This window comes from Hydrogenophaga sp. Root209 (genome assembly GCF_001428625.1).
GTDB lineage: Bacteria > Pseudomonadota > Gammaproteobacteria > Burkholderiales > Burkholderiaceae_C > Hydrogenophaga.
The window spans coordinates 257,471-282,649 of the sequence record NZ_LMIE01000001.1 but is presented as its reverse complement, the minus strand read 5'-3'; the positions used below and the strand labels follow the sequence as shown (position 1 = coordinate 282,649).

The 25,179-nt window shown below is 68.4% G+C and carries 25 protein-coding genes and 1 pseudogene; 14 read left to right on the top strand and 12 right to left on the bottom strand.

Going from position 1 to position 25,179, the window contains the following annotated elements; all coding sequences use genetic code 11:
* Positions 1-14: 14 nt before the first annotated feature.
* Positions 15-710 (bottom strand): Bax inhibitor-1/YccA family protein, encoded by a 696-nt coding sequence (locus tag ASE11_RS01415; protein WP_082585434.1) that lies wholly within the window; start codon positions 708-710, stop codon positions 15-17.
* Positions 711-807: 97 nt separating this feature from the next.
* Between ASE11_RS01415 and ASE11_RS01410 the strand changes: the two genes are divergently transcribed.
* Positions 808-1,695 (top strand): LysR family transcriptional regulator, encoded by an 888-nt coding sequence (locus ASE11_RS01410; protein ID WP_056264735.1) that lies wholly within the window; start codon positions 808-810, stop codon positions 1,693-1,695.
* Here ASE11_RS01410 and ASE11_RS01405 read toward each other — a convergent pair.
* Complete coding sequence (locus ASE11_RS01405) at positions 1,676-2,311, bottom strand: Pr6Pr family membrane protein (RefSeq protein WP_156406187.1); 636 nt, start codon at positions 2,309-2,311, stop codon at positions 1,676-1,678. The two genes, ASE11_RS01410 and ASE11_RS01405, sit on opposite strands and share 20 nt — an antisense overlap.
* 68 nt (positions 2,312-2,379) lie before the next feature.
* Between ASE11_RS01405 and ASE11_RS01400 the strand changes: the two genes are divergently transcribed.
* Positions 2,380-3,234 (top strand): heme-dependent oxidative N-demethylase subunit alpha family protein, encoded by an 855-nt coding sequence (locus tag ASE11_RS01400; protein WP_235501168.1) that lies wholly within the window; start codon positions 2,380-2,382, stop codon positions 3,232-3,234.
* 17 nt (positions 3,235-3,251) lie between these two features.
* Here the strand turns inward: ASE11_RS01400 and ASE11_RS01395 are convergent, their stop codons facing one another.
* Entirely contained in the window at positions 3,252-4,442 is a 1,191-nt protein-coding gene (locus ASE11_RS01395; RefSeq protein ID WP_235501159.1) for an AI-2E family transporter, read from the bottom strand.
* A 155-nt stretch (positions 4,443-4,597) separates the two neighbouring features.
* On the opposite strand from ASE11_RS01395, the pseudogene ASE11_RS01390 reads away from it, so the two are divergent.
* The 4 genes and pseudogenes from ASE11_RS01390 (at position 4,598) to ASE11_RS01375 (ending at position 7,298) form a co-directional block, all read left to right on the top strand.
* Positions 4,598-5,004: pseudogene (locus ASE11_RS01390) on the top strand (CopG family transcriptional regulator).
* A 14-nt stretch (positions 5,005-5,018) separates the two neighbouring features.
* Positions 5,019-6,173, top strand: coding sequence for an alpha/beta hydrolase family esterase (locus ASE11_RS01385; RefSeq protein ID WP_056264725.1), 1,155 nt, complete (start codon positions 5,019-5,021; stop codon positions 6,171-6,173).
* Positions 6,174-6,183: 10 nt separating this feature from the next.
* The gene (locus ASE11_RS01380) at positions 6,184-6,873 is read left to right on the top strand and encodes a hypothetical protein (protein ID WP_156406186.1); all 690 of its coding nucleotides are present in this window, start codon (positions 6,184-6,186) and stop codon (positions 6,871-6,873) included.
* Positions 6,870-7,298: an ankyrin repeat domain-containing protein gene (locus ASE11_RS01375; RefSeq protein ID WP_056264719.1), complete on the top strand. Its 429-nt coding sequence runs from the start codon at positions 6,870-6,872 to the stop codon at positions 7,296-7,298. The genes ASE11_RS01380 and ASE11_RS01375 overlap by 4 nt, the downstream gene beginning before the upstream one ends.
* Positions 7,299-7,371: 73 nt before the next feature.
* Here ASE11_RS01375 and ASE11_RS01370 read toward each other — a convergent pair whose 3' ends face one another.
* On the bottom strand, positions 7,372-8,259 hold the full coding sequence (locus ASE11_RS01370) for a Tim44 domain-containing protein (protein WP_056264715.1): 888 nt from the start codon (positions 8,257-8,259) through the stop codon (positions 7,372-7,374).
* Between the two features lie 178 nt (positions 8,260-8,437).
* Positions 8,438-9,181 (bottom strand): sulfite exporter TauE/SafE family protein, encoded by a 744-nt coding sequence (locus tag ASE11_RS01365; protein WP_056265596.1) that lies wholly within the window; start codon positions 9,179-9,181, stop codon positions 8,438-8,440.
* 84 nt (positions 9,182-9,265) lie between these two features.
* Here ASE11_RS01365 and ASE11_RS01360 point away from each other — a divergent pair, with 84 nt between their 5' ends.
* Positions 9,266-10,195, top strand: a complete 930-nt coding sequence (locus ASE11_RS01360) for a LysR family transcriptional regulator (protein ID WP_056264712.1) — start codon at positions 9,266-9,268, stop codon at positions 10,193-10,195.
* An 18-nt stretch (positions 10,196-10,213) separates the two neighbouring features.
* On the opposite strand, the gene ASE11_RS01355 is transcribed toward ASE11_RS01360, so the two are convergent.
* Positions 10,214-11,137 (bottom strand): LysR family transcriptional regulator, encoded by a 924-nt coding sequence (locus ASE11_RS01355; RefSeq protein ID WP_056264709.1) that lies wholly within the window; start codon positions 11,135-11,137, stop codon positions 10,214-10,216.
* A gap of 122 nt (positions 11,138-11,259) precedes the next feature.
* On the opposite strand from ASE11_RS01355, the gene ASE11_RS01350 reads away from it, so the two are divergent.
* From ASE11_RS01350 to ASE11_RS01340, 3 genes are read left to right on the top strand one after another with little or no spacing between them, the layout of a single operon-like run.
* Positions 11,260-12,324 (top strand): zinc-dependent alcohol dehydrogenase, encoded by a 1,065-nt coding sequence (locus tag ASE11_RS01350; RefSeq protein ID WP_056264706.1) that lies wholly within the window; start codon positions 11,260-11,262, stop codon positions 12,322-12,324.
* On the top strand, positions 12,321-13,061 hold the full coding sequence (locus ASE11_RS01345; protein WP_056264703.1) for an antibiotic biosynthesis monooxygenase family protein: 741 nt from the start codon (positions 12,321-12,323) through the stop codon (positions 13,059-13,061). The genes ASE11_RS01350 and ASE11_RS01345 overlap by 4 nt, the downstream gene beginning before the upstream one ends.
* Positions 13,058-14,053: a Bug family tripartite tricarboxylate transporter substrate binding protein gene (locus tag ASE11_RS01340; RefSeq protein WP_056264700.1), complete on the top strand. Its 996-nt coding sequence runs from the start codon at positions 13,058-13,060 to the stop codon at positions 14,051-14,053. Before ASE11_RS01345 ends, ASE11_RS01340 begins: the two co-directional genes overlap by 4 nt.
* A gap of 25 nt (positions 14,054-14,078) precedes the next feature.
* On the opposite strand, the gene ASE11_RS01335 is transcribed toward ASE11_RS01340, so the two are convergent.
* Positions 14,079-15,029 carry a LysR family transcriptional regulator gene (locus ASE11_RS01335; RefSeq protein ID WP_056264696.1) on the bottom strand — a complete coding sequence of 317 codons (951 nt, stop codon included), beginning with the start codon at positions 15,027-15,029 and terminating at the stop codon, positions 14,079-14,081.
* A 107-nt stretch (positions 15,030-15,136) separates the two neighbouring features.
* Between ASE11_RS01335 and ASE11_RS01330 the strand changes: the two genes are divergently transcribed.
* Genes ASE11_RS01330 through ASE11_RS01320 form a run of 3 tightly spaced genes read left to right on the top strand, consistent with a single transcriptional unit; the run spans position 15,137 to position 18,604 of the window.
* Positions 15,137-16,654 (top strand): CoA-acylating methylmalonate-semialdehyde dehydrogenase, encoded by a 1,518-nt coding sequence (locus ASE11_RS01330; protein ID WP_056264692.1) that lies wholly within the window; start codon positions 15,137-15,139, stop codon positions 16,652-16,654.
* A 13-nt stretch (positions 16,655-16,667) separates the two neighbouring features.
* On the top strand, positions 16,668-16,964 hold the full coding sequence (locus ASE11_RS01325; RefSeq protein ID WP_056264689.1) for a putative signal transducing protein: 297 nt from the start codon (positions 16,668-16,670) through the stop codon (positions 16,962-16,964).
* Positions 16,961-18,604, top strand: coding sequence for a GMC family oxidoreductase (locus tag ASE11_RS01320; protein WP_056264686.1), 1,644 nt, complete (start codon positions 16,961-16,963; stop codon positions 18,602-18,604). Before ASE11_RS01325 ends, ASE11_RS01320 begins: the two co-directional genes overlap by 4 nt.
* On the opposite strand, the gene ASE11_RS26950 is transcribed toward ASE11_RS01320, so the two are convergent.
* Positions 18,601-19,041 carry a hypothetical protein gene (locus ASE11_RS26950; RefSeq protein ID WP_321166253.1) on the bottom strand — a complete coding sequence of 147 codons (441 nt, stop codon included), beginning with the start codon at positions 19,039-19,041 and terminating at the stop codon, positions 18,601-18,603. The two genes, ASE11_RS01320 and ASE11_RS26950, sit on opposite strands and share 4 nt — an antisense overlap.
* 123 nt (positions 19,042-19,164) lie before the next feature.
* Positions 19,165-20,562: an ammonium transporter gene (locus ASE11_RS01310; RefSeq protein ID WP_082585430.1), complete on the bottom strand. Its 1,398-nt coding sequence runs from the start codon at positions 20,560-20,562 to the stop codon at positions 19,165-19,167.
* A gap of 275 nt (positions 20,563-20,837) precedes the next feature.
* Here ASE11_RS01310 and ASE11_RS01305 point away from each other — a divergent pair, with 275 nt between their 5' ends.
* Positions 20,838-21,596, top strand: a complete 759-nt coding sequence (locus ASE11_RS01305) for a sulfite exporter TauE/SafE family protein (RefSeq protein ID WP_056264684.1) — start codon at positions 20,838-20,840, stop codon at positions 21,594-21,596.
* 115 nt (positions 21,597-21,711) lie between these two features.
* On the opposite strand, the gene mrdA is transcribed toward ASE11_RS01305, so the two are convergent.
* From mrdA to mreC, 3 genes are read right to left on the bottom strand one after another with little or no spacing between them, the layout of a single operon-like run.
* A complete protein-coding gene (mrdA, locus tag ASE11_RS01300) occupies positions 21,712-23,694 on the bottom strand; it encodes a penicillin-binding protein 2 (RefSeq protein WP_056264680.1) in 1,983 nt (660 codons plus the stop codon).
* A gap of 2 nt (positions 23,695-23,696) precedes the next feature.
* Positions 23,697-24,227 (bottom strand): rod shape-determining protein MreD, encoded by a 531-nt coding sequence (gene mreD / locus ASE11_RS01295; RefSeq protein ID WP_056264677.1) that lies wholly within the window; start codon positions 24,225-24,227, stop codon positions 23,697-23,699.
* Positions 24,224-25,162: a rod shape-determining protein MreC gene (gene mreC / locus ASE11_RS01290; RefSeq protein ID WP_056264674.1), complete on the bottom strand. Its 939-nt coding sequence runs from the start codon at positions 25,160-25,162 to the stop codon at positions 24,224-24,226. The genes mreD and mreC overlap by 4 nt, the downstream gene beginning before the upstream one ends.
* Positions 25,163-25,179 lie beyond the last annotated feature (17 nt).

Here is a 25,179-nt window from a genome sequence, read left to right as displayed (position 1 = left end):
GGTGGCGTGTGATGTCACTCGTTGCTGCCACCCAGGCCCATGAGGCTGAGCAGGCTGGTGAAAAGGTTGAACAGCGAGACGAACAGGCCCACCGTGGCCAGCACGTAATTGGTCTCGCCGCCGTTGACGATGCGGCTGGTCTCGAACAGGATCATGCCGACCGACAGCAGGGCCACCAGGGCCGAGACGGCCAGCGCCAGAGCGGGCACGCTGAAGAAGAACGCGGCCAGCGCCATCACCAGGGCCACCACCATGCCGGCGAACAGGAAGCCGCCCATGAAGCTGAAATCGCGCCGCGTGGTGAGCACATAGGCCGACAAACCCAGGAACGTGGCGCCGGTGGCACCCAGCGCGGCCACGATGGTCTGAGCGCCGCCGGGCAGGCCCAGCGTGTGGGTGAGGATGGGGCCGAGCGTGTAGCCCATGAAGCCGGTCAGGGCAAACACCGCGGGCAGCGCCCAGCCGCTGTTCTGCAGCTTGTGCACGGCGAACAGCAGACCGAAGTAGCCCACCAGCGTGATCACCAGGCCCGGAGCTGGCCAGCTGTTGGCCACAGCCAAGGCTGCCACGCCAGCGCTGAACAGCAGCGTGAGCGAGAGCAGGGCGTAGGTGTTCTTGAGCACCCGCGTGGTTTGTGCCGGGGTGGCGTCGGTGGCGGTGGCCACGGCCATGCGGCGGGACAGGGCGGAATTGCGCGAGGCGTTTTCCATGAAAGGCTCCAGAGTGGAAGGAAGCCGCGAGGATAGGCGTGCAAGGGTTTTTGAAAAAGCAGAAAATCACTGCGATACCATCCTGAAAAATCGAAGCATGAACGCGGAACTCAACTACAAGCACCTGTATTACTTCTGGGTCACGGCCAAGGAAGGCGGCATGTCGCACGCGGCGGAGCGCCTGGGACTGGCGGTACAGACCGTGAGCGCGCAGGTGCGTCTGCTCGAGCAGTCGCTGGGCCACGCGCTCTTCAAGCCCGCGGGTCGTGGCCTGGCGCTCACTGAAGCGGGGCAGGCCGCACTGCAGGTGGCCGAGCAGATCTTCCACCTCGGTGGGCAGTTGCCCGCTGCGGTGCGCGACGCCACGCGCGCCAGCGAGGTGCGCCTGGTGGTGGGCATTTCCGATGGCTTGCCCAAGCTGGCGGTGCGCGACCTGCTGGAGCCGGCGCTGGCCGAGCCGAACCTGCGCCTGCTCTGCCACGAAGACGAATTCGACGATCTGCTGGCCGACCTCGCCCTGCACCGACTTGATGTGGTGCTTGCCGACCGGCCTGCTCCAGCGAACCCCAACCTCAAGCTCTACAGCCACGCACTGGGCTCATCGGCTCTGGGTTGGTACGCGCCCAAGGCCTGGCTGGCCCAGGCGCGCCAGGGCTTCCCCCACAGCCTGGCCACGGTGCCGGTGCTGCTGCCAACGGCCCACGCCTCGGTGCGCCTGCGCATCGACCAGTGGTTCGAGGGGCATGGTGTGCTGCCGCGCGTGGTGGGGGAGTTTGAAGACAGCGCGCTGCTTGCCACGTTCGGTGCGTCCGGCATGGGAGTGTTCCCCGCGTCCGAAGGCCTGCGCGAGAAGCTGTCGAAATCGTATGGCCTGCAGTGGATCGGTCCTTGTGACGGCGTGCGCGAGCACTTCTACGCCATTGGCACCGCGCGCAAGGTGCAACACCCGCTGGTGCAGCGCCTGCTCAGCGCGGCAGCGGTCTGAGGCGCGCGCGGCTGATCGCCACCAGCCCACTGCCCAGCAGCAGAAAGGCGATCAGCAGGCCCGCCGAGTTCAGCAGCGTCTGTGGGTAGCCGAGCGCGGTCACGTCGATGAACGGGTAGGGGTAGCTCTGCAGCCACACGCCGGGCAGCAGCGCACAGACGACGTAGGCCAATGGCCAGAGGGCCCAGGCCAGCGGCGCGCGCCAGGCCATGCGGGCGGGCGGCACCGCCAGCCACCCGTGCACCAGGCACAGCAGCGGCGTCGCGTAGTGCAGTGTCACGTCGGCCAGCCACTGCAGGCCCTGGGGGTTCCACACGTGGCGCAGCAGCAGGTGGTAGGCCAGTCCCACGATCAGGATGCTCACCGTGACGGCCGAAGCCACGCCCGGTCGCTGGAACCATCGACCCGCTGCACTGTGCGGGCGCAAGAGCGGCCAGCTCAGGCTGATGGCCACCAGCAGGTTGGTGAGCACCGTGAAGTAGCCGAGGTAGGCCACCACGCCGTCACCAGCCGACTTGCCGTTGGCCATGGCCAGTTGCAGCGAGAGCACCAGCTGCAGCAGCACGCCGAACCAGGCCACCACGGCCACGAGGATCGTCAGGCGCGGGCTTTTCATGGACTGCATTGTGAGCAGAAAGTGGCGCCAACGCGCCACGCGGACTTGCCTGAAGATCGGGGGTGACCATGCGAACCCTCACGCCCGCTCCCGAGATGCCCTGGACCGTGTCCAGCCCGTTTCGCATGCAGCCCGGTCTCAGGCGCTTGCCCGCTGCATCCGTGGTTGATGGGCCACCGCTCTTTTTGCGCGACGCGTTGGCCGGTGAATACGCCGCACACAAAGCCGCCGCGCTGCACGCCCTGGGGACAAACGGCCTGCCCGGCGAGCCCGGCGCCCAGGTGTTGCAGGCCATCGCCCAGGCCTACGAGCTGCAGACCGGCGTGCACCTGAGCGCCACCGTGGACGCGCTGGTCCATGGCATGCAGGAGGACTTCGTGATCCTGCACGACGAACCCGCCGGCATGCGCACGCGATTCTTGGCCGTGTGTTTTCCGTCGAACTGGAACCCGACCGAGAAGCTCGGCCTGGACTTCACCGCCATCCACGCGCCCGTGGCCGACAACGCGCTGCTGCAGGCCGGCGCGCACGGCATCGTCGACATGGCGTTTCGCAAGGCGTCCATGCTGCGCCATGTGTGGCTGCTCACGCCGGGCGCCGAGTTGTCGCAACACCCCGAGGCCCGCCGCATCCGCTGGGAAGACGCGCTTCAACAGGCCGACACGTCGCCTTCGGGTCGGCTGCTCGATCAGGTGTTCTTTCGCGTGGAGCGCCAGACCACGCTGCCGCTGCCGTCTCTGCTGCGTGGCGTGTTCTTCATCCGAGTGCTGGTGTGCGGGCTGGCCGACGTGCTGCGTGTGGTGCCCGGCCGGTCGGCCGAACTGCGGGAGGCGTTGTACTCCATGACCGACGCCGTGGCGCATTACCGCGGCATGCGCGCAGTGCGTCCTCGCCTGCTGCAGGAGTTGCAGAACTTCGAATGAGGCGGTACGCCCGGGCTTCAGGGCGCCGGGCGGTCGACCGGCGCCCCTGGCTCTGGCGGCGCTTCCACCACGGGTGGCCGGTGCGGCGCGATGAGGGGTCGAGTGGTGGTCTGGATGTGCCAGACCGCCACGAACATGGCCGCGATGGTCGGGCCGATCACGAAACCGTTGATGCCCATCACCGCGATGCCGCCCAGCGTGGTGATCAGCACCAGGTAGTCGGGCATGCCGGTGTCCTTGCCCACCAGCAGCGGGCGCAGCACGTTGTCGGCCAGCCCGATCACCAGCACGCCGTAGGCCACCAGGGCCGTGCCCTGCCAGACCTGGTCCATGGCAAACAGGTACAGCGCCACCGGCAGCCACACCAGGCCCGCACCCACGGCGGGCAGCAGCGAGAGCGCGGCCATCAACACGGACCACAGCAAGGCCCCGTTGACCCCCAGCGCCCAGAACGCCAGACCACCCAACATGCCTTGAACCAGGGCCACCACCAGATTGCCCTTGACGGTGGCGCGCAGCACGGTGCCAAAGCGATCCAGCAACTCCTGTTTGTGGTCGGGCGGCAGCGGGATGGCCAGGCGCACGCTGCGCACGATGCTGGCGCCATCGCGGATGAGGAAAAACGCAAGGTAGAGCGTGATGAACACGCTGACGACCAGAGTGAAGAGGTCCTGGCCGAAGTTGAATGTGTGCGTGGCGATCAGCTCGCTGCCTTGCGTGAGCAACGCATTGAACTTGCGCTGCACGCGGTCGAAGTTGCCGAGACCGAACCGCCCGAGCAGCGAGATCACGCCATCGGGCAGGGCGTTGAACAGTCCGCGCAGCATCACCGCCGGATTGACTTCGCCCGACTGGATGCGGGTGTACATCTGCGCCGCCTCGCGCGCCAGCGAGATCAGCACCAGCACCGCCGGCATGACCACGGCCACCAGCGCGGCGCCCATGGTGGCCAGCGCTGCGCGCGTGTGCCGATGGTTCATGCGCGGCAGCAGCCACCGGTAGAGCGGGGTGAACATCAGCGCAACGATCGAGCCCCACAGGATGGTGCCGAAGAAGGGCAGCAGGATCCAGAAGAACGCCACCGTCACGGCGGCCAGCATCAGGCGCAGCGTGAGTGGCGCCGAGACCGCAGGCATGGGCAGGGGTGAGAGCACCTGTGGCTCACCGGAAGCGGATTCAACGGGGTCGGGTGTGGCAGGTGTTGTCATGTTCACGGCCAGGAGTTTGAGGGCGCGCCGAGTATGGCGCTGTTCGCCAGCGCACCAGCGGGTTGTGTTGAAGCCACGCCCTTGCATTCTGAGAAATCGTGCTTAAATACCATCCATATGGATTCCACATGGATGGCAAATAGATGACAAACCGAATGCCCGAAGCCCGCCCTCGAGTGGGCGACTCCGAGAAGATGACGGTCAATCTCGGGTGGTCGACCTGGGCCAGGTCGACCTGCTGGTGCAGGAGGGCTTTTATTCGAACCGCTCCGACCTGGTGCGCACGGCGGTGCGCAACCTCCTCGCCACCCATGCCGACACGCTCAAGCAAACCGTGGCCCGCAAAACGCTGACGCTGGGCCTGCAGCACCTCACCCGCGCCGAACTGGAACGGACCGTGGCCGCCGGTGAGACATTGCGCATCCAGGTGGTGGGCTTGGCCCGCATCGACGACGACGTCACGCCCGAGCTCGCCCTGGCCGCCATCGAAACCGTGTCGGTGCTGGGTGCCTTCCACGCCAGCCCCGCCGTGCGCCAAGCGCTCGCGCCTCGCACCGTTTGATCTTCCTTTTTTCCATGACGAAACACCCCCCATTGAAAACGCCCATTCCGCCAACCCTGGCCATGAACATCAACGACACCATCGCCAAGGCGCTTGCGCAGGCTGGACTCGACACCCGCGGCGGACCGCTCAAAGGCGTGACGGACACCATCCGCAAGGCGCTGGCCTCGGCCGGCCTGGGGGGTGGGCCTGTGGGCATGCCAGCCGATGCCGACGCGATCGAGGTGACCGCGCGCGACATCTCCGCCCAGCCCACGGCGCCAGGCGTCGGCCAGTTTCTGGCCCGCACGCTCAACCACCCAGTTGGCGTTCGCGACTACAAGCTCTACCGGCCCGCCGTGCGGGCGGGCACACCGGGCGGCCCACGGCCCATGGTCGTGATGCTGCATGGCTGCACCCAGTCGGCCGACGACTTTGCCGCCGGCACGCAGATGAACCGCCTGGCCGATGAGCATGGTTTTCTGGTGCTCTACCCCGAGCAGTCGGCCAGCGCCAACACGTCGCGCTGCTGGAACTGGTTTCGCCCGCAAGACCAGGTGCGCGAGGGCGGCGAGCCCGCCCTCATCGCCGCCATGGTGCGCGAGGTCATGAGCGATCACGCCACCGACCCGCCGGTGGATCCCCGGCGCGTGTTCGTGGCCGGGCTCTCGGCCGGCGCGGCGATGGCGGTGATCCTCGGCGAGACCTGGCCGGATGTGTTTGCCGCCGTGGGCGCCCACTCGGGTTTGCCGTTTGCGGCCGCGCACGACATCCCCTCGGCCATGGCCGCCATGAAGGGTCGCGGCGTGATGGGCCGGGCCCATTTTCCCGGCACCGCCGACGACCCCCGGCGCAGCGCCACGCAGGCCGTGCCCACCATCGTGTTCCACGGCGACCGCGACCACACCGTGCAACACAGCAACGGCGAGCACATCACCCAGCAGGCGCGCCACGCAGAGCCGCCCCTGAACGCTCGCAGCGAAACCGGCACCGCCGCTGGCGGGCGCCGCTACACGCGCGAAGTGCATGCCGATGCCGCCGGCCGGGTCCGGGTGGAGCAGTGGACCGTGCACGGCGCCGGGCACGCGTGGTCGGGCGGGGACGCCGCAGGCTCCTACACCGACAACGCCGGGCCCGACGCCTCGGCCGAGATGCTGCGCTTTTTCCTGGCGCAGCCGCCGCGTGGCTGAGGTGGTCTCGGTGCAACCGCCTGCACGCCGTTTGCTGGCCACGCTGAGTGCGCGCTTTGACGGCGCGGCCTTGCGCGTGGCGCTCCCGGGCCAGCCCATCCAGGCCGCGTGCGCGCCCACGGCCGCGCAGACCGCGCAGTGGGCGCCGCTGCAGGCCTGGTGTTTTCTGGGCGCTGGCGACGGCAGCAGCCCGCTGCTGCAGCCCACGCGAGCGCCACGGGTGGAGCAACGCTTCTCGGTGGCGGTGTGGCCGGCTGCGGCCAACAGCGCGCGGCGCGATGTGATCGAAGCCTTCAGCCGACACCTCGACGGCAGCCATCAGCTGCTGGCGGCCGGTGGCGCCTGGGCGGGTTTGCTGCTGCGACTGCGCGTGAAGGCTTGCGACGTGGCGTGGTGGCGCCGACGCCGGCCCACCGATCCGTGGGACTGCGGTTACGCGCTGAACGAGCCCGCCGCACGCGCGGCACTCGCGCGGTTCGAGCCGCGCCGGGCCACGCTCGTGGTGGCGGTGGATTGGCCCGAGGCGGCGTTGCTGGATGCCATCACCGGGATGGCGCGTTCATCACCCCGGTTTTTGCACCCGGTGCGCTGGCTGGTGGTGCAGCCGGACCCGAGCGACATCACCGAGCGACTGCGATCGGCCGGGCTGCGGGTGGAATCGTGCGATAACCCCACTTCAACTCACGACATGAACAGATGACCGATTGGAAGACCCAGCAAATGATCAAGGCCTCGGGCTGGCCGCTGGCGCCCGAGCTGCTCGCGCCCGGCGCCGACTTCAGCGCCCCGGCCGAGGGAGGCCTCGTGCCGTGGCACTGGGCCTGCAGCGAAGGCAAGGCCGGTCTGGTGCGCTACATGATCGAGCACGGCGCGAACGTGCAGGACCGAACCCCGACCGGCCAGGGCATGCTGCACATGGCGGCCCGCTCGAAGAGTTTTCAGGTGGTGATGATGCTCATCGACGCACTCAAGGCCACCGGTGCGCCCGCGCCCGATGAAGGTCTGCGCTCGTTCCTGACCAAGACCTTCAGCAAGGGCCACCCCGACTCGAAGAACCGTCTGCAGCAGGCCCTCAAGGACTGGGACCGGCTGCAGCGGCAAGCGGTGCCGTTCAAGCCGACTTGACGAAAAAGGCCCTGACACGTGAGTGCCAGGGCCCAGTCGCCATGTCAGCAGCGGGGGACGACCCGCAGCGGCATCAGGCGCTTTGCTGGATGCCGGCCAGCAGCCAGCCGCCGCTGCCCTGGCGCGGCTTGGTCAGGTGCCAGATTTCGTCGAAGCTTTCGGCCAGCTCGGCACCGTTCTCGCGCGTCTCGCCGGTGAAGCGCACGCTGACCACGTAGCGGCTGTCGCCTTCTTCCACTTCGAGCACCTCCGCGTGGATCTGCACCACGTCGGTGTGCTGACTGGTCGCTCCCCGCTCGCTCAGATCCATCTGCAACTCGGCAAACATCTCAGGCGTCGTGAAGGCGCGGATGTCGTCGAGATTGCCGGCGTCGTTGGCGGCTTGAAGGCGGATGAAGTTCACCTTGGCATTGCGCTCGAAGCCCTGCACGTCGAAGTCAGCCGGGATGCTGCTGGCAACGCCGCCACCCAACGAGCTGCCGATCATCGAACCGCCGCCAGCATTCACAGGCGTGCGCAAGGCATGGACGTCGGGCGTGCGCTGGCGGCTGGCGCCGGCGCTGGCGTAGGCCAGACCGCCCGAACCACCCTGCTGGGCGATGGCGCGTTTGCGCATGATGAAGCCGAACACGGCGATGGCGGCGGCGATCAACAGGCCGATCATCAACATGTTGGCCATGCCTTCACCAAAACCCAGGTGCGACGCCAGCGCCATGAGGCCCAGACCGGCGGCGAGACCGGCGATCGGCCCCATCCAACTGCGGCCGGTGCTGGCCGCAGCGGCGCCGGCTCCCGCTGCAGCAGGAGCCGCGGTGGGTGCGGGCGCCTTGGCCGGTGGGGCCGACTGGCGTTGCATGCCGAACGACTTGCCACCGCCCATGCGTCTCGCTTCCGCATCGAAATGAGCCGCGCCCAGACCCAGGGTCATGACCACGGCAAGAAGGGAAAGCCACTTTTTCATCAGAGTCTCCGTCAATAGAAGTTAAAACACGCCGCAGGGTACAGGCACTGATGATTCCGAAAAAGCAGAAATAACGAGACATCAGGTTCGTAAAAAGAAGAACATCACAAGCGAGCGTTTTGCGGCCGTCGGTCACAACGAGGCCTCAGCAACGAGGTTCGGGCGGCATGCCAGGTCTTCACGCCGCCAGTGCGCGCGCCAGCATGAGCGCGCCCAGCCCGAGAAACACGCTGTAGAGCGCGCGCTGGAACATCGGGGCCGGGAGGCGTTGGCGCCAGTGCGCCCCGATCCACAACCCGAGGCAGGCCGCGGCCAACGCGATGACGTGGCCAATGGCGGGCACCGGAACACCCGAACTCGCCATGTGCCCCAGGCGCACCGCCAGCGCCAGCGTGGCCACCAGAAAGCTCAGGCCCAGGGCCTGGATGAAGGCGTCCTTCTCCAGCCGCAGCGATTGCAGGTAGGGCACCAGCGGCATCACGAACACGCCGGTGGCCGCGGTCAACGCGCCCGACAACACACCGGCCAGCCCGCCGAGCACCCGTGTGTGGCGCGCAAGGTCTGGCAGCGCGGGGCGTGCCAGGCCCCATGCGCCGTAGACCACGAGCACCGCGCCCAGGATGATGCGCGCGTCGTTGCCCGCTGTGCCGAGGTCGGGCAGCGGGCTCCCCACCGTGGCCCCGGCCACGCCCAGCCAGAGCGGCCAGAGGCGCCGAACCAGTGTGCGGGCGTGTGGCCCGATGCATTGCATGATATTCGTCAACAGCGAAGGAAGCAGCACCAGCGTGGCGGCGGTGGCCGGTGGCATGGCCTGTCCGAGCAGTGCGATCGCGAACGTCGGCAGACCCATGCCCGAGACACCCTTGACGGCGCCCGCCGCGACGAAGACGGCGCCGATCAGCCAGAAGAGGGGGTTGTTCATGGGCCTATCGTGCAGGGCGTCCGCGGCCGCGTCCATCGCGCACCGCCAGAGGTATCCTTCGCCCATTCAGGAGGATCGAGCCCCATGACAGCCCCACGTGCCACACCCACCTACCGCATCGATCCGTTCGACCTGCGCCTGTTTGCCGCGATCGTGGAACAAGGTTCGATCACCGCCGGCGCACGTCACATTCACCTCTCGCTCGCCGCTGCCAGCACGAGGCTGCAGCAGCTCGAACACGCCATCGGCGCCACCCTGCTGCTGCGCTCCAAGCGCGGCGTGAGCACCACCGACGCCGGCCGCACGCTGCTGCTGCACGCCGGCCGTTTGCAACGTGACATGGAGGCCTTGCACGCCGACATGGCGGCCCACGCGCACGGCGTGCGCAGCACGGTGAGGGTGTTGTGCAACACCGCCGCCATGACCGAGCACCTGCCGCCGCTGCTCGGCCGCTTCCTGGTGGCGCACCCGGACATCGACATCGAGCTGCGCGAACTCGGCAGCCGCGACGCGCTGGTGTCCATGCGCCAGGAGCAGGCCGACATCGGCATCGTCGCCGACCACGTGGGCACCGAAGGCCTGAGCACGCGCTTCTTCCGCGAGGACCGCCTCGTGGCGGTGTTGCCGAAGCTGGGCGCGCGCTCCACGCGGCGCGCAATGCCCTTCGTGGACCTGCTCGAACACGCCTTCGTCGGTCTGCCGAGCGACAGCGGCATCAGCCGGCTGCTGCACGACAGGGCCCTGCAACACGGCCGAGGCCTGCACCACCGCGTGCGCGTGCGCGGGCTCGATGCGGTGATGCAGCTGGTGGGCGAGGGCGTGGGCGTGGCGGTGGTGCCGCTGGCCACCGCGCAGCGGCTGGTCAACGAGCGCGTGGTGGTGCGCCCGCTCAGCGACGCCTGGGCCACGCGGCAACTGCTGCTGTGCACGGCGGGCGACGCGCCGCCGGGCGCGGGCGCGGCGGCCTTGTACGGGTTCCTGGCGCAGCAGGCGGGTGGCCCGCCCGGGCGATGAGGGCGGGCACCGCAGGGCTCAAGGCATCTTCTTCTTCACCCGGGCCTCCAGCGCCTGCAGCTCCAGCGTGGCGGCGCGCACCACCTGGCTGCCCCACTCGTCCTGCATCTGGTGCTCGCCGCGCACCATCACCAGCCGGCTCTTGCGGCTCGTGCCCTTGAGCCGGCGCATCACCACCTGGGGCGGTGCCATCAGGATGCAGGACGCCGGCACGATGGCCACGCCCAGGCCGCTGCCCACCATGGCCAGCACGCTGACGAACTGCCCGGCCGAGTGCCGCAGGTCGGGCGCGAAGCCGGCCTCTTCGCACAGCGCGGCGGTCTGGTCGAAGTAGTCGCTCTCCGCGTAGCGCGAGAAGCTCACGAAGGGCTCGTGCGCCGCCGACTTGAGTGCCAGTGCCCCGGCGGCGCTGGCCAGGGGGTGGTCGGCGGCAAAGGCCAGGCAGTAGGGGTCATCGATGCCCGCCACTGTTTCGGGAGGCGGGGTGCTCGTGCCCGGCCGGATGAAGCCCAGGTCGATCTCGGCGTTGCGCAGGGCCTGCAGCTGGCGCGCCGACGGAATCATCTCGTGCGCCTCCACGCTCACCTCCAGCCCATCGCGCCACAGGCGTTTCAGCAGGCCCGGCAACACGGTCTGCGTGGCCGAGGGCATGAGACCCACGCGCAGGATGCTGCGCTGGCCCGACTGCAGCTCGCGGGCGCGCGACGATGCCTGCTGCGCCCGCGCCAGGATCGCCCGGGCATCCACCAGGAAGGACTCGCCGGCGGGGGTGAGGCGCACGCCGCGTGGCAGGCGCACCAGCAGGCTGGCGCCGACCTCTTCCTCCAGTTGCCGGATCTGGGCTGACAAGGGGGGCTGCGCCATGAACAGCTTGCTCGCCGCGCGGCTCACGCTGCCGAGATCGGCCACGGCCACGAAATAGCGCAGGTGTCTGAGTTCCATGGGGTGTCTCCGGCGGTGTCTCGAAAGCATACTTCATGCGTATGTTTTTCATATGAAATGAGTATTTGACGTATATGTCAGGACGGCCGAGACTGCGGGCCAACACAGCTTGAATGGCGCCCATGAAATCCCTGCGAAAACCTGCCCCGGGCCCCGGCCTGGAACTGCACGAGAGTGAGCCGCCCGCGCCCGGCCCGGGCGAGGTGCTCATCCGGATCAAGGCCACCGGCGTGTGTGGCACCGACCTGCACATCGACGAATGGACGCCGAGTTACCACTTCATGACCAGCGCCCTGCCGGTCACCATCGGCCACGAATTCAGCGGTGAGGTGGCTTCGTGGGGCGAGGGCGTCACGGGCCTGGCTCCCAGCCAGCTGGTCACCGTGCGTCCCTCGGTGGTCTGCGGCCGCTGCGCCGCCTGCCTGACCCAGGACTTCGACGCCTGCACCACGCGCCAGGGCATCGGCGTCATGCGCCACGGTGCCTTCGCCGACTGGGTCGTGGTGCCAGCGCGCAACTGCGTGCCCGTGCCTGCGGGCATGGACCCGCTGGTGGCCGCGCTGGCCGAGCCGCTGTCGGTGAGCCTGGAGGCGGTGCGCACCGGGGGCGTGAAGGCCGACGACCGTGTGCTGGTGCTGGGCCCGGGCAACATCGGCCAGGGCATCGCGCTGTTCGCCCGCGAGGCGGGCGCGGCACAGGTCGTGGTGGCGGGGCACGGCGATGCGCCGCGCATGGCCGTGCTGCGCCGCCTGGGTTTCGACGACCTCGTCGACGTGGCCGACATCGGCCTGGAGCGGGGATTGGCGCCTTACCTCGACGCAGGGCATTTTGATGTCGTCATCGAGGCCACGGGCGCGTCGGCCGTCGTGGCCCCCGCTCTGAAGGCTTTGAAGGCCCATGGCGTTCTCGTGATCACCGGCATCCATGCGGCCCCTGTGGCCATCGATCTCACCGCCCTCGTGCGCCGGCACCAGACCCTGCGCGGCTCGTACCGTTCGCCCGAGAGCGCCTGGCCGGATGTCGTGGCCTTCATGGGCCGGCATCAGGCCCTGTTGCGCCACATGATCACGCACCGCGTGCCGCTCTCCCGTGCGGGAGAGGGCTTTGCCCTGGCGCGCAACCGGACCGCCACCAAGGTCATGGTGCAGCCCGACGCCGAATGGGCCGAAGAAAGCGTGGCGCCATGAGTGTCGGGCCGGCAGCGGCCTTTCTCGCGCTGTGGAACGGCGTCGCCGATGCGGGCGCGGTGCCCGAGTACGAGGTCTGGCACACCTTCGAACACGTGCCCGAGCGCGTCGGCTCGCCCGGCTTCGTTCAGGGCATCCGCTACCGATCGGTGGACGGCCCCGTGCGCTACTTCACCTGTTACTGGTTGCGCTCGCTCGACGCCTTGACCACACCCGAATACCGCGCGCTGGTGGACCATCCGACGCCGTGGTCGGCCCGCATGCGCAGCCAACTCAGCGGCTTCCTGCGCCTGCCGTGCGAGCTTGGCGCAACGATCGGCGTCTCGTCGGCCAGCCGCCTGGCCACACTGCACCTGGAGGCACACACGTCGGAGGCGGCCGCCCGCCTGCGGACCCTGCTGCAGCGGCAGGTGGACGGGGCCAACCTGGTGTGCGCACACTGGGGGCTGTGCCGACCCAGCGACGACCATCCCCTCGCCAACCCGCCTCTCGGCGGCGCGTCTGGCGCGGCCAGCCTGGTGGTGTTGTTGCAGCATGGGGATTTGTCCGCGTTGCGCCACGGCACCGAAGCCCTGTTGCGCTCGCTCGGCCCCGACTTCCGGACGCTGGGTGGGCCGGCGTATTTCGAGCAGCTCACCCAGGTTCGCCAGAGCGCGCTGCAGGCGCCGCTCTCCAGCCGCCAACCGGCGCGCGGCGACCTGTTCCATGCATTCAACCCAGGAGACAAGACACCATGAACACCCACCCCAAGCGCACCTTTCTTGCCCGAGCCGGCCTGCTCGCACTCGGCCTTGCTGTCCCGCCCCTGAGCGCCTCGGCGCAGTCCGCCGCGCCCTGGCCCACCAAGCCGATCCGTCTGGTGGTGGGCTACCCCAGCGGTTCTTCGCCCGACATGCAGGCCAGGTTGATTGCCGATCCGCTGTCCCGCGCGCTGGGGCAACCGGTGGTGGTCGAGAACCGGCCCGGCGCCAGCGGCAACATCGGCGCCGATCTGCTGGCGCGCGCCGATGACGGCCACACCATCGGCGTCATCGGCAACGGGCCACTGACCAGTTCCAAGTACCTGTACACGAAGTTGCCCTACGACCCGGCCACCGCGTTCGCACCGATCGCGCTGATCGGCGCCGCGCCCCTGGTCTGGGTCACGAACAAGGCGGGTGCCGAGCGGCCCATCGCCGAGGTGTTGAAGCAGATGCGCGCCGACGGCGACAAGCTGTCCTATGGCTCCATCGGGCCGGGGTCGGGCGGGCACCTGGGCATGGAACTGCTCAAGCAGGCGGTGGGCATCAACCCGCTGGACGTGCCCTTCAATGGCGGGCCGCCGATCATCAACGCGATCCTGGGCGGGCACATCCAGATGAGCTTGTTGCCGGCCTCCACCGTGAACCCGCTGGTGCAGGCCGGCAAGCTCGAGGCCGTGGCCGTCACCTCGGCCCGGCGCAGCCCGCTCGCCCCCACGCTGCCCTCCATGGAAGACATTGGTGCCCAGGGCGTCAACATCGAGGTGTGGAACGCCGTGATGGCCCCGTCCAGCATGCCGGCGGCCCACCAGGCGCTGCTGAGCAGCGAACTGGGCAAGATCCTCAACCAGCGCGAGATGCGCCAGAAACTGTTCCAGCAAGGCTGGCGGGTGGACGATCCCAGCCCCAAAAGCCTGAGCGCGCGCATCGCGCAGGACACCGCCACCTACCGCGATCTGATTGCGCGCAACAAGATCCGCATCGACTGAGCCAGCTCAGGCGCAAGACCGGGCCTCACGCGCGGGTCGGGAACCCTTCCGCCAGCGCCCCGCGCAGCCAGGCCACGAAGGCCGCGACCGCGCGCGGCACATGGCTGGCGTAGGGCCGGATGGCGTAGAGGTGCGTGCTGAAACCGCCCACCGACTCCCAGTCATCGAGCACCTCGACCAGCTTGCCCGCCTGCAGCGCGGACTGGGCGCTGAAGTCGGGCACCAGTGCAATGCCCAGACCGGCGATGGCCGCGTCGCGCAAGGCCTCGCTGTTGTTGGCGCTGAAGGGTCCGGACACGGGAACGGTGGTGCGCTGCGTGCCGCCCTTGCGGCGGGAGTCGGTCGGCTGGAAGTGCCAGGCGGGCGTGTCCTGTCCGCGCGGGTAGTGCAGGCAGTCATGTTGTGCCAGGTCTTGCGGCGCGGTGGGGGTGCCACGGCGGCGCAGGTAGGCACGGCTGGCCACCAGCACCGAACGGGTGGCGCACAGTGCCCAGGCCACGTGCGTGTCGGGCGGTGTGGCGGTGTGGCGGATGGCAAGGTCGAAACCTTCGGTGGCAAGCGAACTGAGGCGGTCCGAGAGTTCGAGTTCGAGCCGCACCTGGGGATGGGCGCGCAGGAACTCCGCGATGCGCGGGACCAGTTGCTGGCGCGCGAAGGCCACCGGTGCGGTCACGCGCACGCGCCCGGCCGGCAGTTCGGCGAGGTCGCGCACGCTGGAGAAGCTCTGCGCGATGCGCTCGAACGGTTCGCGCATGCCATCCACCAGTTGCTGCCCGGCTTCGGTGAGGCGCACGCTGCGTGTGGTGCGCTGCACCAGCGGCACGCCGGCAGCCCGCTCCAGCTCGCTGATGCGCTGGCTCATGGCGGCCTTGCTCACGCCCAGCCGTTGCGCGGCGGCGGTGTAGCTGCCCTGCTGCGCGAGCACGGTGAGCCAGTGCAGGTGCACCCAGAGGGTTTCCACTTTTTCGGAATTCATGCGTCTATTGTTCACCATATCGAACAATCCGTTCAAGTCTGCGCACTATGCGTGAAGGACGGGTCGGCCTAAACTGGCCCGATTCCACTTGCTGAACAGGTCATCCCATGTTGAACGCTCCCATCCCGATCGACCACTTCATCCAGGGCGGCGTCACTGCCGGCACGTCGCCGCGCCACCAGGACGTCTACAACCCCGCCACCGGGGCCGTGACCGGCAAGGTCGCGCTGGCCAACCATGCCGATGTGGCCGCCGCCGTGGCCGCCGCGCAGGCCGCGTTCCCCGCCTGGGCCGACACGCCGCCGATCCGTCGGGCGCGCGTGATGTTCAAGTTCCTGGAGCTGGTGAACCGGCACAAGGACGAGCTGGCCCACCTGATCACCGCGGAGCACGGCAAGGTGTTCACCGACGCTCAGGGCGAGGTAGCGCGCGGCATCGACATCGTCGAATTCGCCTGCGGCATCCCGCAGCTGCTCAAGGGCGACTTCACCGACCAGGTCTCCACCGGCATGGACAACTGGACGCTGCGCCAGCCGCTGGGCGTGGTGGCCGGCATCACGCCGTTCAACTTCCCGGTCATGGTGCCCATGTGGATGTTCCCGGTGGCGATCGCCGCGGGCAACACCTTCATCTTGAAGCCCAGCCCGATCGACCCGTCGGCCTCGCTCTTCATGGCCGATCTGCTGAAAAAGGCCGGTCTGCCCGATGGCGTGTTCAACGTGGTGCAGGGCGACAAGGAAGCGGTGGACGCGCTGCTGGTGCACCCCGACGTGAAGGCCATCAGCTTCGTGGGCTCCACGCCGATCGCCAACTACATCTACGAGACCGGCGCCCACCACGGCAAGCGTGTGCAGGCCCTGGGCGGCGCGAAGAACCACATGGTGGTGATGCCCGACGCCGACCTGGACCAGGCGGTGGATGCATTGATCGGCGCGGCCTATGGCAGCGCCGGCGAGCGCTGCATGGCCATCAGCGTGGCGGTGCTGGTGGGTGATGTGGCCGACAAGATCATGCCCAAGCTGATCGAACGCACGAAGGCGCTGAAGGTGCTCAACGGCACCAACCTGGCCGCCGAGATGGGCCCCATCGTCACGGCCGCCGCGCACCAGCGCATCACCGGCTACATCGAAGCCGGTGCACAAGAAGGCGCGCAGATGGTGGTGGATGGCCGCGGCTTCGACGCCGCGAAGACCGGCGAGGGTTGCAGCAAGGGTTTCTGGATGGGCGGCACGTTGTTCGATCACGTGACGACCGACATGAAGATCTACAAGGAAGAGATCTTCGGCCCGGTGCTGAGCTGTGTGCGCGTGCCCGATTTCGCGAAGGCGGTGCAGATCATCAACGACCACGAGTTCGGCAACGGCGTGAGCTGCTTCACCCGCGACGGCAACGTGGCGCGTGAATTTGCGCGGCGCATTCAGGTGGGCATGGTCGGCATCAACGTGCCGATCCCGGTGCCCATGGCCTGGCACGGCTTCGGCGGCTGGAAGAAGAGCCTGTTCGGCGACATGCACGCGTATGGCGAAGAGGGCGTGCGCTTCTACACCAAGCAGAAATCGATCATGCAGCGCTGGCCGGAATCGATTTCCAAAGGTGCTGAATTCGTCATGCCGACCGCCAAGTGAAACAGGGCCGGGCGTGAGCGACGGCAACAGTCCCTACGACCCGGACAACGGTGACTGGCAAACGCTGATCACCGTGTTCAGCCCGACCGAGGCCTACCTGCTTCGCGGGGTGCTGCAAGCCGCCGGAGTGCCGGCGGCGGTGGCCGATGCGCACCTGGTGCAGGCCTACACGCTGCTCGCCGGAGCGATCCCCGTGCGTGTGCAGGTGCCCGTGCACCGCCGCGCCCATGCCGAGGCGGTGCTGGTGGCGTTCGAGCGCGGCGACTACGGACTCAGCGACGACCACCTTGGCGAGGAGACGCCCTCATGAACAACACGAGCTTCGACTTCATCGTCATCGGCGCCGGCACCGCGGGTTGCCTGCTGGCCAACCGCCTCTCGGCCGACGCCACGAAACGCGTGCTGCTGGTCGAGGCCGGCCGCAAGGACGACTACCACTGGATCCACATCCCCGTGGGCTACCTGTATTGCATCGGCAACCCGCGCACCGACTGGCTCTACCAGACCGAGCCCGACGCCGGCCTCAACGGCCGCCGGCTGCGCTACCCGCGCGGCAAGGGGCTGGGCGGCTGCTCCAGCATCAACGGCATGATCTACATGCGTGGCCAGAGCCGCGACTACGACCAGTGGTCGCAGCTCACCGGTGACGACGACTGGCGCTGGGACAACTGCCTGCCCGACTTCAAGGCGCACGAAGACCACCACCGCCTCGACGCAGCGCAAGACCCGGCCTTTGCGCAGTTGCACGGGCATGGCGGTGAGTGGCGCATCGAGAAGCAGCGCCTGCGCTGGGACGTGCTCGACGCGTTCGCGCAGGCCGCGCAGCAGGCCGGCGTGCCCGCCAGCACCGACTTCAACACCGGCAACAACGAAGGCGTGGGCTACTTCGAGGTCAACCAGAAAAGCGGCTGGCGCTGGAACGCATCGAAAGCGTTCCTGCGGCCGGCGCAAGGCCGCCCCAACCTCACCGTGTGGACCGAAACCGCCACCGACAGACTGGTGCTGGAGCGCGACCCCGGCGGCCAGCTGCGCTGCACCGGCGTGCAGCTGTTGCGCGGCGGGCAGACGGTGCGCGTGTCGGCCTCGAAAGAAGTGGTGCTCAGCGCGGGCAGCATCGGCTCGCCAGCCATCCTGCAGCGCTCCGGCATCGGCCCGGCCGCCTTGCTGCAGCAGCACGGCATTGCGGTGCAGCACGAGCTGCCCGGCGTGGGCGAGAACCTGCAGGACCACCTGCAGATCCGCGCGGTGTTCAAGGTGCAGGGCGCCCCCACGCTCAACGTGCTGGCCGGCAGCCTGTGGGGCAAGGCGAAGATCGGGCTGGAGTACGCGCTCAAGCGCAGCGGTCCCATGAGCATGGCGCCCAGCCAGCTCGGCGCCTTCACCCGCAGCGACCCGGCGCAGCCCTGGCCCAACATCGAATACCACGTGCAGCCACTCAGCCTGGACGCTTTTGGCGAGCCGTTGCACAGCTTCCCGGCCTTCACCGCCAGCGTGTGCAACCTCAACCCCACCAGCCGTGGCCATGTGCGCATCACCTCGGCGAAGGCCGACGCCGCCCCGGCGATCGCGCCGCTCTACTTGAGCACACCCGAAGACCGCCAGGTGGCCGCCGACAGCCTGCGCGTGACCCGTCGCATCGTGGCCCAGCCCGCACTCGCGAAATACCAGCCGCAAGAGCACAAGCCCGGCGTGCAGTTCCAGAGCGACGAAGAGTTGGCCCGCCTGGCCGGCGACATTGCAAGCACCATCTTCCACCCGGTGGGCACCACGAAGATGGGCCGCGCCGACGATGCCATGGCGGTGGTGGACAGCCACCTGCGCGTGCGCGGCGTGGCGGGCCTTCGTGTGGTGGACGCGGGCGTGATGCCCACCATCACCAGCGGCAACACCAACAGCCCCACGCTCATGATTGCGGAGAAGGCGGCTCGCTGGCTGGTGGCTGGGAACTAACGGATGCCGCCGACGTAGCGGGCATCCGGGTCATCGCCTTCCTTGCGCGGCCCGCCGAAGGCCGAGATCAGAGCGGATTCGATGAAGCCACTGTGTTGCCCGGGCACCGAATGGGCAAACCCGCCTGATCTTGGTGTGGCTGCGCGCTGCGCTGCCGCCGCGCTGACCTGGCCCGCCTTCAAGGTGTCGGCGGCCACCTGCAGCAAGGGCTTGCGCCCGGGGGCGGCGATCAGCGGGATGGCCGCTTCGAGTTTGTCGGCCAGGGCCAGCAGGTCGGCGTGTTCGCCTGCCGTGGCCTTCTCGCGTGTGAACCGCACGATCTCGCGCGCGTAGTCCGCGTTGCTGGCCAGCCACTCCGTGTCGGTCACCCGGCCGGTTTTGCGACGCAGCAACACATGCAGGTGGGCTGCGATGGCAAAGACATCAGTGGTGCTCATGGCCTGCTCCTTCATCACGGCACGACGCGCGCGCCAGGTCTTCGTCAAGGGCCGCTGCGGTTCCGGCTCCGCCGGCCCCAGGCGGCGTCCCCCTTGGGGGAAGCGCGGCAGGCGCGCAGGGGGTCAACTCAAGCTTTCGTTGTGCAAGGACACATCGAGCCCGGCACGTTCTTCGAACTCGCGCACGCGCAGTGTGGTGAAGCGCGAGGTGATCCACAGCACCACGGCCGTCATGACCAGGCTGTAGGCCAGCACGGCCACACACGCGATCACCTGCGCCATGAAGCTGGCCTCCACGCCGGAGATGGCCGGGTCGGCCAGCAAGCCGGTGAGCAATGCGCCCACCAGGCCGCCTACACCATGCACGCCAAAAACGTCGAGTGAGTCGTCCGCGCGCAGCTTGCGCTTGAGGGCGGTGGCGCCCCAGTAGCAGGCCACACCCGCCACCAGGCCGATGACGAGTGCGCTGCGCGGCGTCACGAAGCCCGCCGCCGGCGTGATGGCCACCAGGCCCGCCACCACGCCCGAGCACAGGCCCAGCAGCGACGCGCGTTTGCGCGCCAGCCACTCCGCGCCCATCCACGAGAGCGCGCCCGCGGCCGCCGCGATGTGCGTGACCAGCATGGCCAGGCCGGCGCGGCCGTCGGCCGCCAGCGCGGAGCCGGCGTTGAAGCCGAACCAGCCCACCCACAAGAGGCCGGTGCCAGCCATGGTGAGGCCCAGGTTGAAGGGAATGAACGGCTCGCGGCCATAGCCCTCGCGCGGGCCGAGGGCGTAGGCGCAGACCAGCGCGGCGGCGCCGGCGTTGACGTGCACCACCGAGCCGCCGGCAAAGTCCAGCGCGCCGAGTTGCGCCAGCCAGCCGCCCGGCTCCCACACCCAGTGGGCAACGGGCGCGTACACCAGCAGCAGCCACAGGCCCGTGAAGGTGAGCAACGCGCCGAAGTGCATGCGCTCGACCAGTGCGCCCACCACCAGCGCGCAGGTGATGATGGCAAAGGTGAGCTGGAACATGGCAAACACCGACTCGGGCAGGTGTTTGGCGATGTGGCTCACCGCCACCTGTCCGGTGGAGCCGAGGAACTCCATGCCCGAGAAGCCGATGCGCTCCACGCCGCCGATGAAGCCACCCATGGCACCCCCGGGCGTGAACGCCAGCGAATACGCCACGCCAAACCACAGCAGACTCACCACCGCAGCGATGCCCACCACGCTGGCCATGGTGTTGATCACGTTGAAGCGACGCACCATGCCGCCGTAGAAAAGGGCGATGCCCGGCAGCGTCATGAGCAGGACCAGCGCGGTGCTCACCATGAGCCAGGCGGTGTCTGCGCCCTGGATCGTGCTGGCCGCCAGCAGTCCGGGTGCAGTGAGGGCCGCCGCCGGTGGTGTGGCGGCGGGGGCGGTTTGTGCAGCAGATGTCAGCGGTCCGAGCAGGAGGGCGAGCAGCGCGGGCGGTGAAAGAATGTTTCTCCGGTGGCGGGGTGGGCGAAGAAGGGCCGTTACACGGTTATGGTGCATTTTGTTACCTGATTCCAACGACCCCGAGGCCAGTGCATAAGCTGTGCCAAGGGTTCTCCCGGCCAAGGGAAAGCCCGGATGCACACCACTGGTGCAGGCCGCTACAGTGCATGCACTCGCTCAAGCGCACTGCGCTGGTGACCGCGGGGGACCGAGGAGACAACCCAGTCCAATCACAAAAACGTGTTTCAGCGTCCTCCAGAGATGCCCGATTGCTCAAACCGACCCGAGAGGGTCGGTTTTTTTTCGCCGGTGCGTGAGGTGACAATCCCGGAATGGAATTGCTGCTTGTCTCGCTGGCCTCGTTGTTCGCCGGTTTCGTGGATTCGATCGTGGGTGGCGGTGGCCTCATCCTGGTGCCCGCGTTGTTCGCCATGTTTCCCGCCACCCACCCGGCCACGCTGTTCGGCGTGAACAAAGGGGCCTCGGTGTGGGGCACCGCAGCGGCCACATGGCAATACGCCCGGCGCGTCAACATGCCGTGGCATGCCCTGCTGCCGGCCGCGGCCGTGGGCTTTGTGGGGTCCATGGCCGGCGCCTGGACGGTGACCGTGATCTCGCCCGACTTCCTGCGCCGCGCGCTGCCCCTGGTGCTGGTGCTCGTGCTGGGCTACACGCTGGCGCGCAAGGATCTGGGGCGCCACCACGCGCCACGCTTCAGCGGCCGGCAAGAGGCCGCCGCCGCCTGCGTGCTGGGCTTGACGATCGGCTTCTACGACGGTTTTTTCGGTCCCGGCACCGGGAGCTTTTTCGTGTTCCTGTTCGTGCGCTGGCTGGGCTACGACTTCCTGCACGCCAGTGCCAGCGCCAAGCTCATCAACACCGCCACCAACCTGGCCGCACTGATGCTCTTCGCCTGGAAGGGCCACGTCTGGTGGCACTTCGTGCTGGCCATGGCCACCGCCAACGTGGTGGGCAGCTTGTTCGGCACGCGCCTGGCGCTCAAACACGGCAGCGGGTTTGTGCGCATCGCGTTCATCGTGGTGGTCTCGGCGCTGATCCTGAAGACGACCTACGACGCCTGGATCAGGTAAGGCTCACCCCCGCGCCGCTTCGCGTCACCCCCTCAAGGGGGCAACGCCTGCGGACTGGCAAAGCCAGTTCCGCGGCGTTCCCGGTTCGGACATTTCGCCCCGGAGGGGGCTTGCTCTACGGGGTGACGCGAAGCGGCGCGGGGGTGGCCACCAACGGTGGCCAGGGCATCTCGCTGGCCTTGAGCGGGGTGCCCATGGGGGCGCTGGCCTGGCCCACGCTCACTGCCGCCAGGTCCTGCGGGTTCGGATACTGATCCAGCAGCAGGTAATCGAACACACGCCGCGCGATGGGCGCTGCGTGCGCCGCGCCAAAGCCCGCGTTCTCCACCACCACCGCAATCGCCACGCGCGGCTGGTCGACCGGAGCGAAGGCCAAGTACAGCGCATGGTCGCGCTGAAATTCTTCCAGCTTGCGCACGTCGTAGCGGTCGCGCTGGCCGATGGTCACGGCTTGCGCGGTGCCTGTCTTGCCCCCGCTGGCGTAACCGGCGCCGGCAAACACGCGCGTGGAGGTGCCCTCCGTGGTCACGGCCTGCATGGCTTCCAGCACGGTGCGCACGTGCTCGGGCTTGTAGCCCAGGCTCACCGCCGGCGGCGTGGGCAGCGGGCTGCGCTCGCGCGTGATCACGTTTTCGGTCGCCATGGTGAGGTGGGGCGCGTACTTCACGCCGCCGTTGGCCAGCGTGGCCATGGCGTGGGCGAGTTGCAGCATGGTGAAGCTGTTGTAGCCTTGGCCGATGCCCAGCGAAATCGTTTCCCCGGGATACCACCGCTGTTGGTCCGGGCGCTTGTAGGTTTTGCGCTTCCAGGCCTGGCTGGGCAGCACGCCGCGCACCTCGCCACGCAGATCGATGCCGGTGATCTGCCCGAAACCCAGCGGTTTCATGAAGTCGTGCATGGCGTCGACGCCCATCTCGTTGGCCAGCGAGTAGTAGTAGGTGTTGCTCGACTTCACGATGCTGCGCTTCATGTCCACCGCGCCCAGACCACCGTCGCCGTGGCTGCGGAAGCGGTGGTTGCCGAACATCCAGAAGCCCGGATCGTTCATGACGAAGTTCGCGCTGCGGGTGCCCGTCTCCAGCGCGCCCAGGGCCATGAAGGGCTTGTAGGTGGAGCCTGGTGGGTAGGTGCCGCGCAGGGCCCGGTTCAGCAGCGGTTTGTCCAACGACTCATTGAGTGCGCGCCAGTTCTCCACGTCGATGCCCTCAACGAACAGGTTGGGGTCGAAGGTGGGCTTGCTCACAAATGCCAGCACCTCGCCGCTGCGCGGATCGATGGCCACCAGCGCGCCACGCCGCTCGCCGAACATGTCCTCGACCAGTTTCTGCAACTGGATGTCGATCGACAGCACCACGGTGTCGCCGGGCGTGGCGGGCGTGTTGGCCAGCGAGCGCACTGCCCGGCCGCCCGCCGAGGTTTCCACCCGCTCGAAGCCGGTGGTGCCGTGCAGCGTCTGTTCGTAGCTCTGTTCCGCGCCGAGCTTGCCGATGTACTCGGTGCCGCGGTAGTTGGCCTGCTCTTCCTCGTCCCAGTCGGCGATCGCTTCCTTCTCGCGCTGGTTGATGCGTCCGATGTAGCCGATGACGTGGCTGGCGATCTCGCCATTGGGGTACTGGCGCAGCAGCCGTGCTCGCACGTCCACACCGGGAAAGCGGTAGCGCTGCACGGTGAACCGCGCGACCTCCTCGTCGGTCAGGCGGGTGCGGATGGGCAGCGAGTCGAAGCTGTGCGACTCTTCCAGCAGTTTGCGAAACCGGCGCTGGTCGCGCGGAGTGATTTCCATCAGCTCGCCGAGCTGGGCGATGGTCGCTTCCATGTCGAGCACGCGCGAGGGCGTGATCTCCAGCGTGTAGGCCGAGTAGTTGGTGGCCAGGACGCGGCCGTTGCGGTCCACGATCTGGCCCCGGTTGGGCACCACCGGCAGCACTGCTGTGCGGTTGCTCTCGGCCTGCGCCAGCAGATCGTCGTGACGCACCACCTGCAGGTACACCATGCGCGCCGCGATCAGGCCAAACGCGAACACCACCGCCAGCCCGATCACCAGCAAGCGGGTGCGGAACTGAGCCAGATCGGCTTCGACGTTTCGCAGTTCGGTCATGGCTACAAGGGTCGGTTGTCGTCGGGGTTGGGAGCGCGCCGTTGCGGTGCGAGCAGCAAGACGCTCACCACCGGCCACAGCGCCGCCTCCATGCCGGGCGCCAGGAAGTACAGCATGCCCGGGAAACTGCCGCCCGCAGCCATGCGAGCCAGCAGCTCCAGCACGTGCGCAGCCACAAACAACGGCAGCACCTGCACCGCCTGGTTGGGCACACCGAACCAGAGCAGGCGGCGGTGCATGGAAATGGCCAGAAAACCGAGCGCCGTGTAGGCCAGCGCGTGCTGGCCCAGCAGAGAGCCCTGGTGCACGTCCATGGCCAGCCCGAAGGCAAACGCCACGCCCACGCCAATGCGCAGCGGCTGGTGCACGCTCCAGAACACCAGCGCCACCGCCAGCAGGTCGGGCACCCAGGCCGCGCGACCCCACAACCCCATGTTCATGAGCATGTTGAACATCAGTGCAGCGATCAGGCTGAACCAGATGAAGGCCGGGTTGGCGGGCAGCAGGAGCTGCTGGCCGGGACGCATGATCATGGCGCGTTGCTCCGGACACCCGGGCGATCGGTCGGGCTGGCCGCACGGGCGGGGCCGGACATCGGGGGGGGCGGCAGCGTGGTGCCGGTCGGCGTGAGCACCAGCACATGCAGCGTGCCCTGCACCTGGGCCAGCGGTTCGGCTTCAATGCGCGAAAAGGACGATTCGGCCTGGCGCTCCACCAGCGTCACGCGGCCCACGGGGAGGCCGGGCGGGTACACGCCATCCACACCGCTGGTGGTGAGCAGATCGCCTTGGGCGATGTCGGCGCTGGCCAGGGTGTAGCGCAGTTCCATGCCGTCGCCCTTGGTCGACGGCTGGCCGTAAGCCACGCTGCGAACGCCGGTGCGGGTGTTGAGCACGGGAATGGCCATGTCGCGGTCGATCAGCAGGCTCACCTCGGACACCAGCGGGTACACACGCGTGACCTGGCCGAGCACGCCGCTTTCGTCGATCACGGGCGAGCCGGCCTGCACGCCTTGCGTCTGGCCCCGGTCGATCACGATCTTGCGCGAGTACGGATCGGCAGCGTCGTACAGCACCTGCGCGCCCAGGGCCTGTGTGCCAGTGCGCTCGCGCATGGCCAGCAGAGCGCGCAGACGTTGGTTTTCCAGCGCCATCTGCTCCAGTTGCAAGGTGCGATCGGCCTGGGTGGCCAGTCGCTTGAGCGCGTCGCCTTCGCTTTGCTGCGCGTTGTGCAGCGAGGTGAAATACCCGCCCACGCCCGCCATGGCCTGCACCGGCTGCAACACCAGCCACTGCACCGGGTAGAGCGCTGCGGCGATGGACGCACGCACCGGGCGCGCCACTTCAAAGCGCAGGTCGGCCACCATGAGAAAGAGCGCCAGCGCGCTGAACACCACCAGCTTGGACAGGGCCGACGGCCCCTGCTTGAAGAAGGGGGGCGGAGTGCGGTCCAGGGTGCCCAGTGGCATGACGCTCGGGGTGGGTC

Excerpts from the sequence above, each read along its gene's own strand:
- ASE11_RS01415 (WP_082585434.1), bottom strand. The coding sequence starts at position 710 with ATGGAAAACGCCTCGCGCAATTCCGCCCTGTCCCGCCGCATGGCCGTG.
- ASE11_RS01410 (WP_056264735.1), top strand. The coding sequence starts at position 808 with ATGAACGCGGAACTCAACTACAAGCACCTGTATTACTTCTGGGTCACG.
- ASE11_RS01405 (WP_156406187.1), bottom strand. The coding sequence starts at position 2,311 with ATGAAAAGCCCGCGCCTGACGATCCTCGTGGCCGTGGTGGCCTGGTTC.
- ASE11_RS01400 (WP_235501168.1), top strand. The coding sequence starts at position 2,380 with ATGCGAACCCTCACGCCCGCTCCCGAGATGCCCTGGACCGTGTCCAGC.
- ASE11_RS01395 (WP_235501159.1), bottom strand. The coding sequence starts at position 4,442 with ATGACAACACCTGCCACACCCGACCCCGTTGAATCCGCTTCCGGTGAG.
- ASE11_RS01385 (WP_056264725.1), top strand. The coding sequence starts at position 5,019 with ATGACGAAACACCCCCCATTGAAAACGCCCATTCCGCCAACCCTGGCC.
- ASE11_RS01375 (WP_056264719.1), top strand. The coding sequence starts at position 6,870 with ATGACCGATTGGAAGACCCAGCAAATGATCAAGGCCTCGGGCTGGCCG.
- ASE11_RS01370 (WP_056264715.1), bottom strand. The coding sequence starts at position 8,259 with ATGAAAAAGTGGCTTTCCCTTCTTGCCGTGGTCATGACCCTGGGTCTG.
- ASE11_RS01365 (WP_056265596.1), bottom strand. The coding sequence starts at position 9,181 with ATGAACAACCCCCTCTTCTGGCTGATCGGCGCCGTCTTCGTCGCGGCG.
- ASE11_RS01360 (WP_056264712.1), top strand. The coding sequence starts at position 9,266 with ATGACAGCCCCACGTGCCACACCCACCTACCGCATCGATCCGTTCGAC.
- ASE11_RS01355 (WP_056264709.1), bottom strand. The coding sequence starts at position 11,137 with ATGGAACTCAGACACCTGCGCTATTTCGTGGCCGTGGCCGATCTCGGC.
- ASE11_RS01350 (WP_056264706.1), top strand. The coding sequence starts at position 11,260 with ATGAAATCCCTGCGAAAACCTGCCCCGGGCCCCGGCCTGGAACTGCAC.
- ASE11_RS01345 (WP_056264703.1), top strand. The coding sequence starts at position 12,321 with ATGAGTGTCGGGCCGGCAGCGGCCTTTCTCGCGCTGTGGAACGGCGTC.
- ASE11_RS01340 (WP_056264700.1), top strand. The coding sequence starts at position 13,058 with ATGAACACCCACCCCAAGCGCACCTTTCTTGCCCGAGCCGGCCTGCTC.
- ASE11_RS01335 (WP_056264696.1), bottom strand. The coding sequence starts at position 15,029 with ATGAATTCCGAAAAAGTGGAAACCCTCTGGGTGCACCTGCACTGGCTC.
- ASE11_RS01330 (WP_056264692.1), top strand. The coding sequence starts at position 15,137 with ATGTTGAACGCTCCCATCCCGATCGACCACTTCATCCAGGGCGGCGTC.
- ASE11_RS01320 (WP_056264686.1), top strand. The coding sequence starts at position 16,961 with ATGAACAACACGAGCTTCGACTTCATCGTCATCGGCGCCGGCACCGCG.
- ASE11_RS26950 (WP_321166253.1), bottom strand. The coding sequence starts at position 19,041 with ATGAGCACCACTGATGTCTTTGCCATCGCAGCCCACCTGCATGTGTTG.
- ASE11_RS01310 (WP_082585430.1), bottom strand. The coding sequence starts at position 20,562 with ATGCACCATAACCGTGTAACGGCCCTTCTTCGCCCACCCCGCCACCGG.
- ASE11_RS01305 (WP_056264684.1), top strand. The coding sequence starts at position 20,838 with ATGGAATTGCTGCTTGTCTCGCTGGCCTCGTTGTTCGCCGGTTTCGTG.
- mrdA (WP_056264680.1), bottom strand. The coding sequence starts at position 23,694 with ATGACCGAACTGCGAAACGTCGAAGCCGATCTGGCTCAGTTCCGCACC.
- mreD (WP_056264677.1), bottom strand. The coding sequence starts at position 24,227 with ATGATCATGCGTCCCGGCCAGCAGCTCCTGCTGCCCGCCAACCCGGCC.
- mreC (WP_056264674.1), bottom strand. The coding sequence starts at position 25,162 with ATGCCACTGGGCACCCTGGACCGCACTCCGCCCCCCTTCTTCAAGCAG.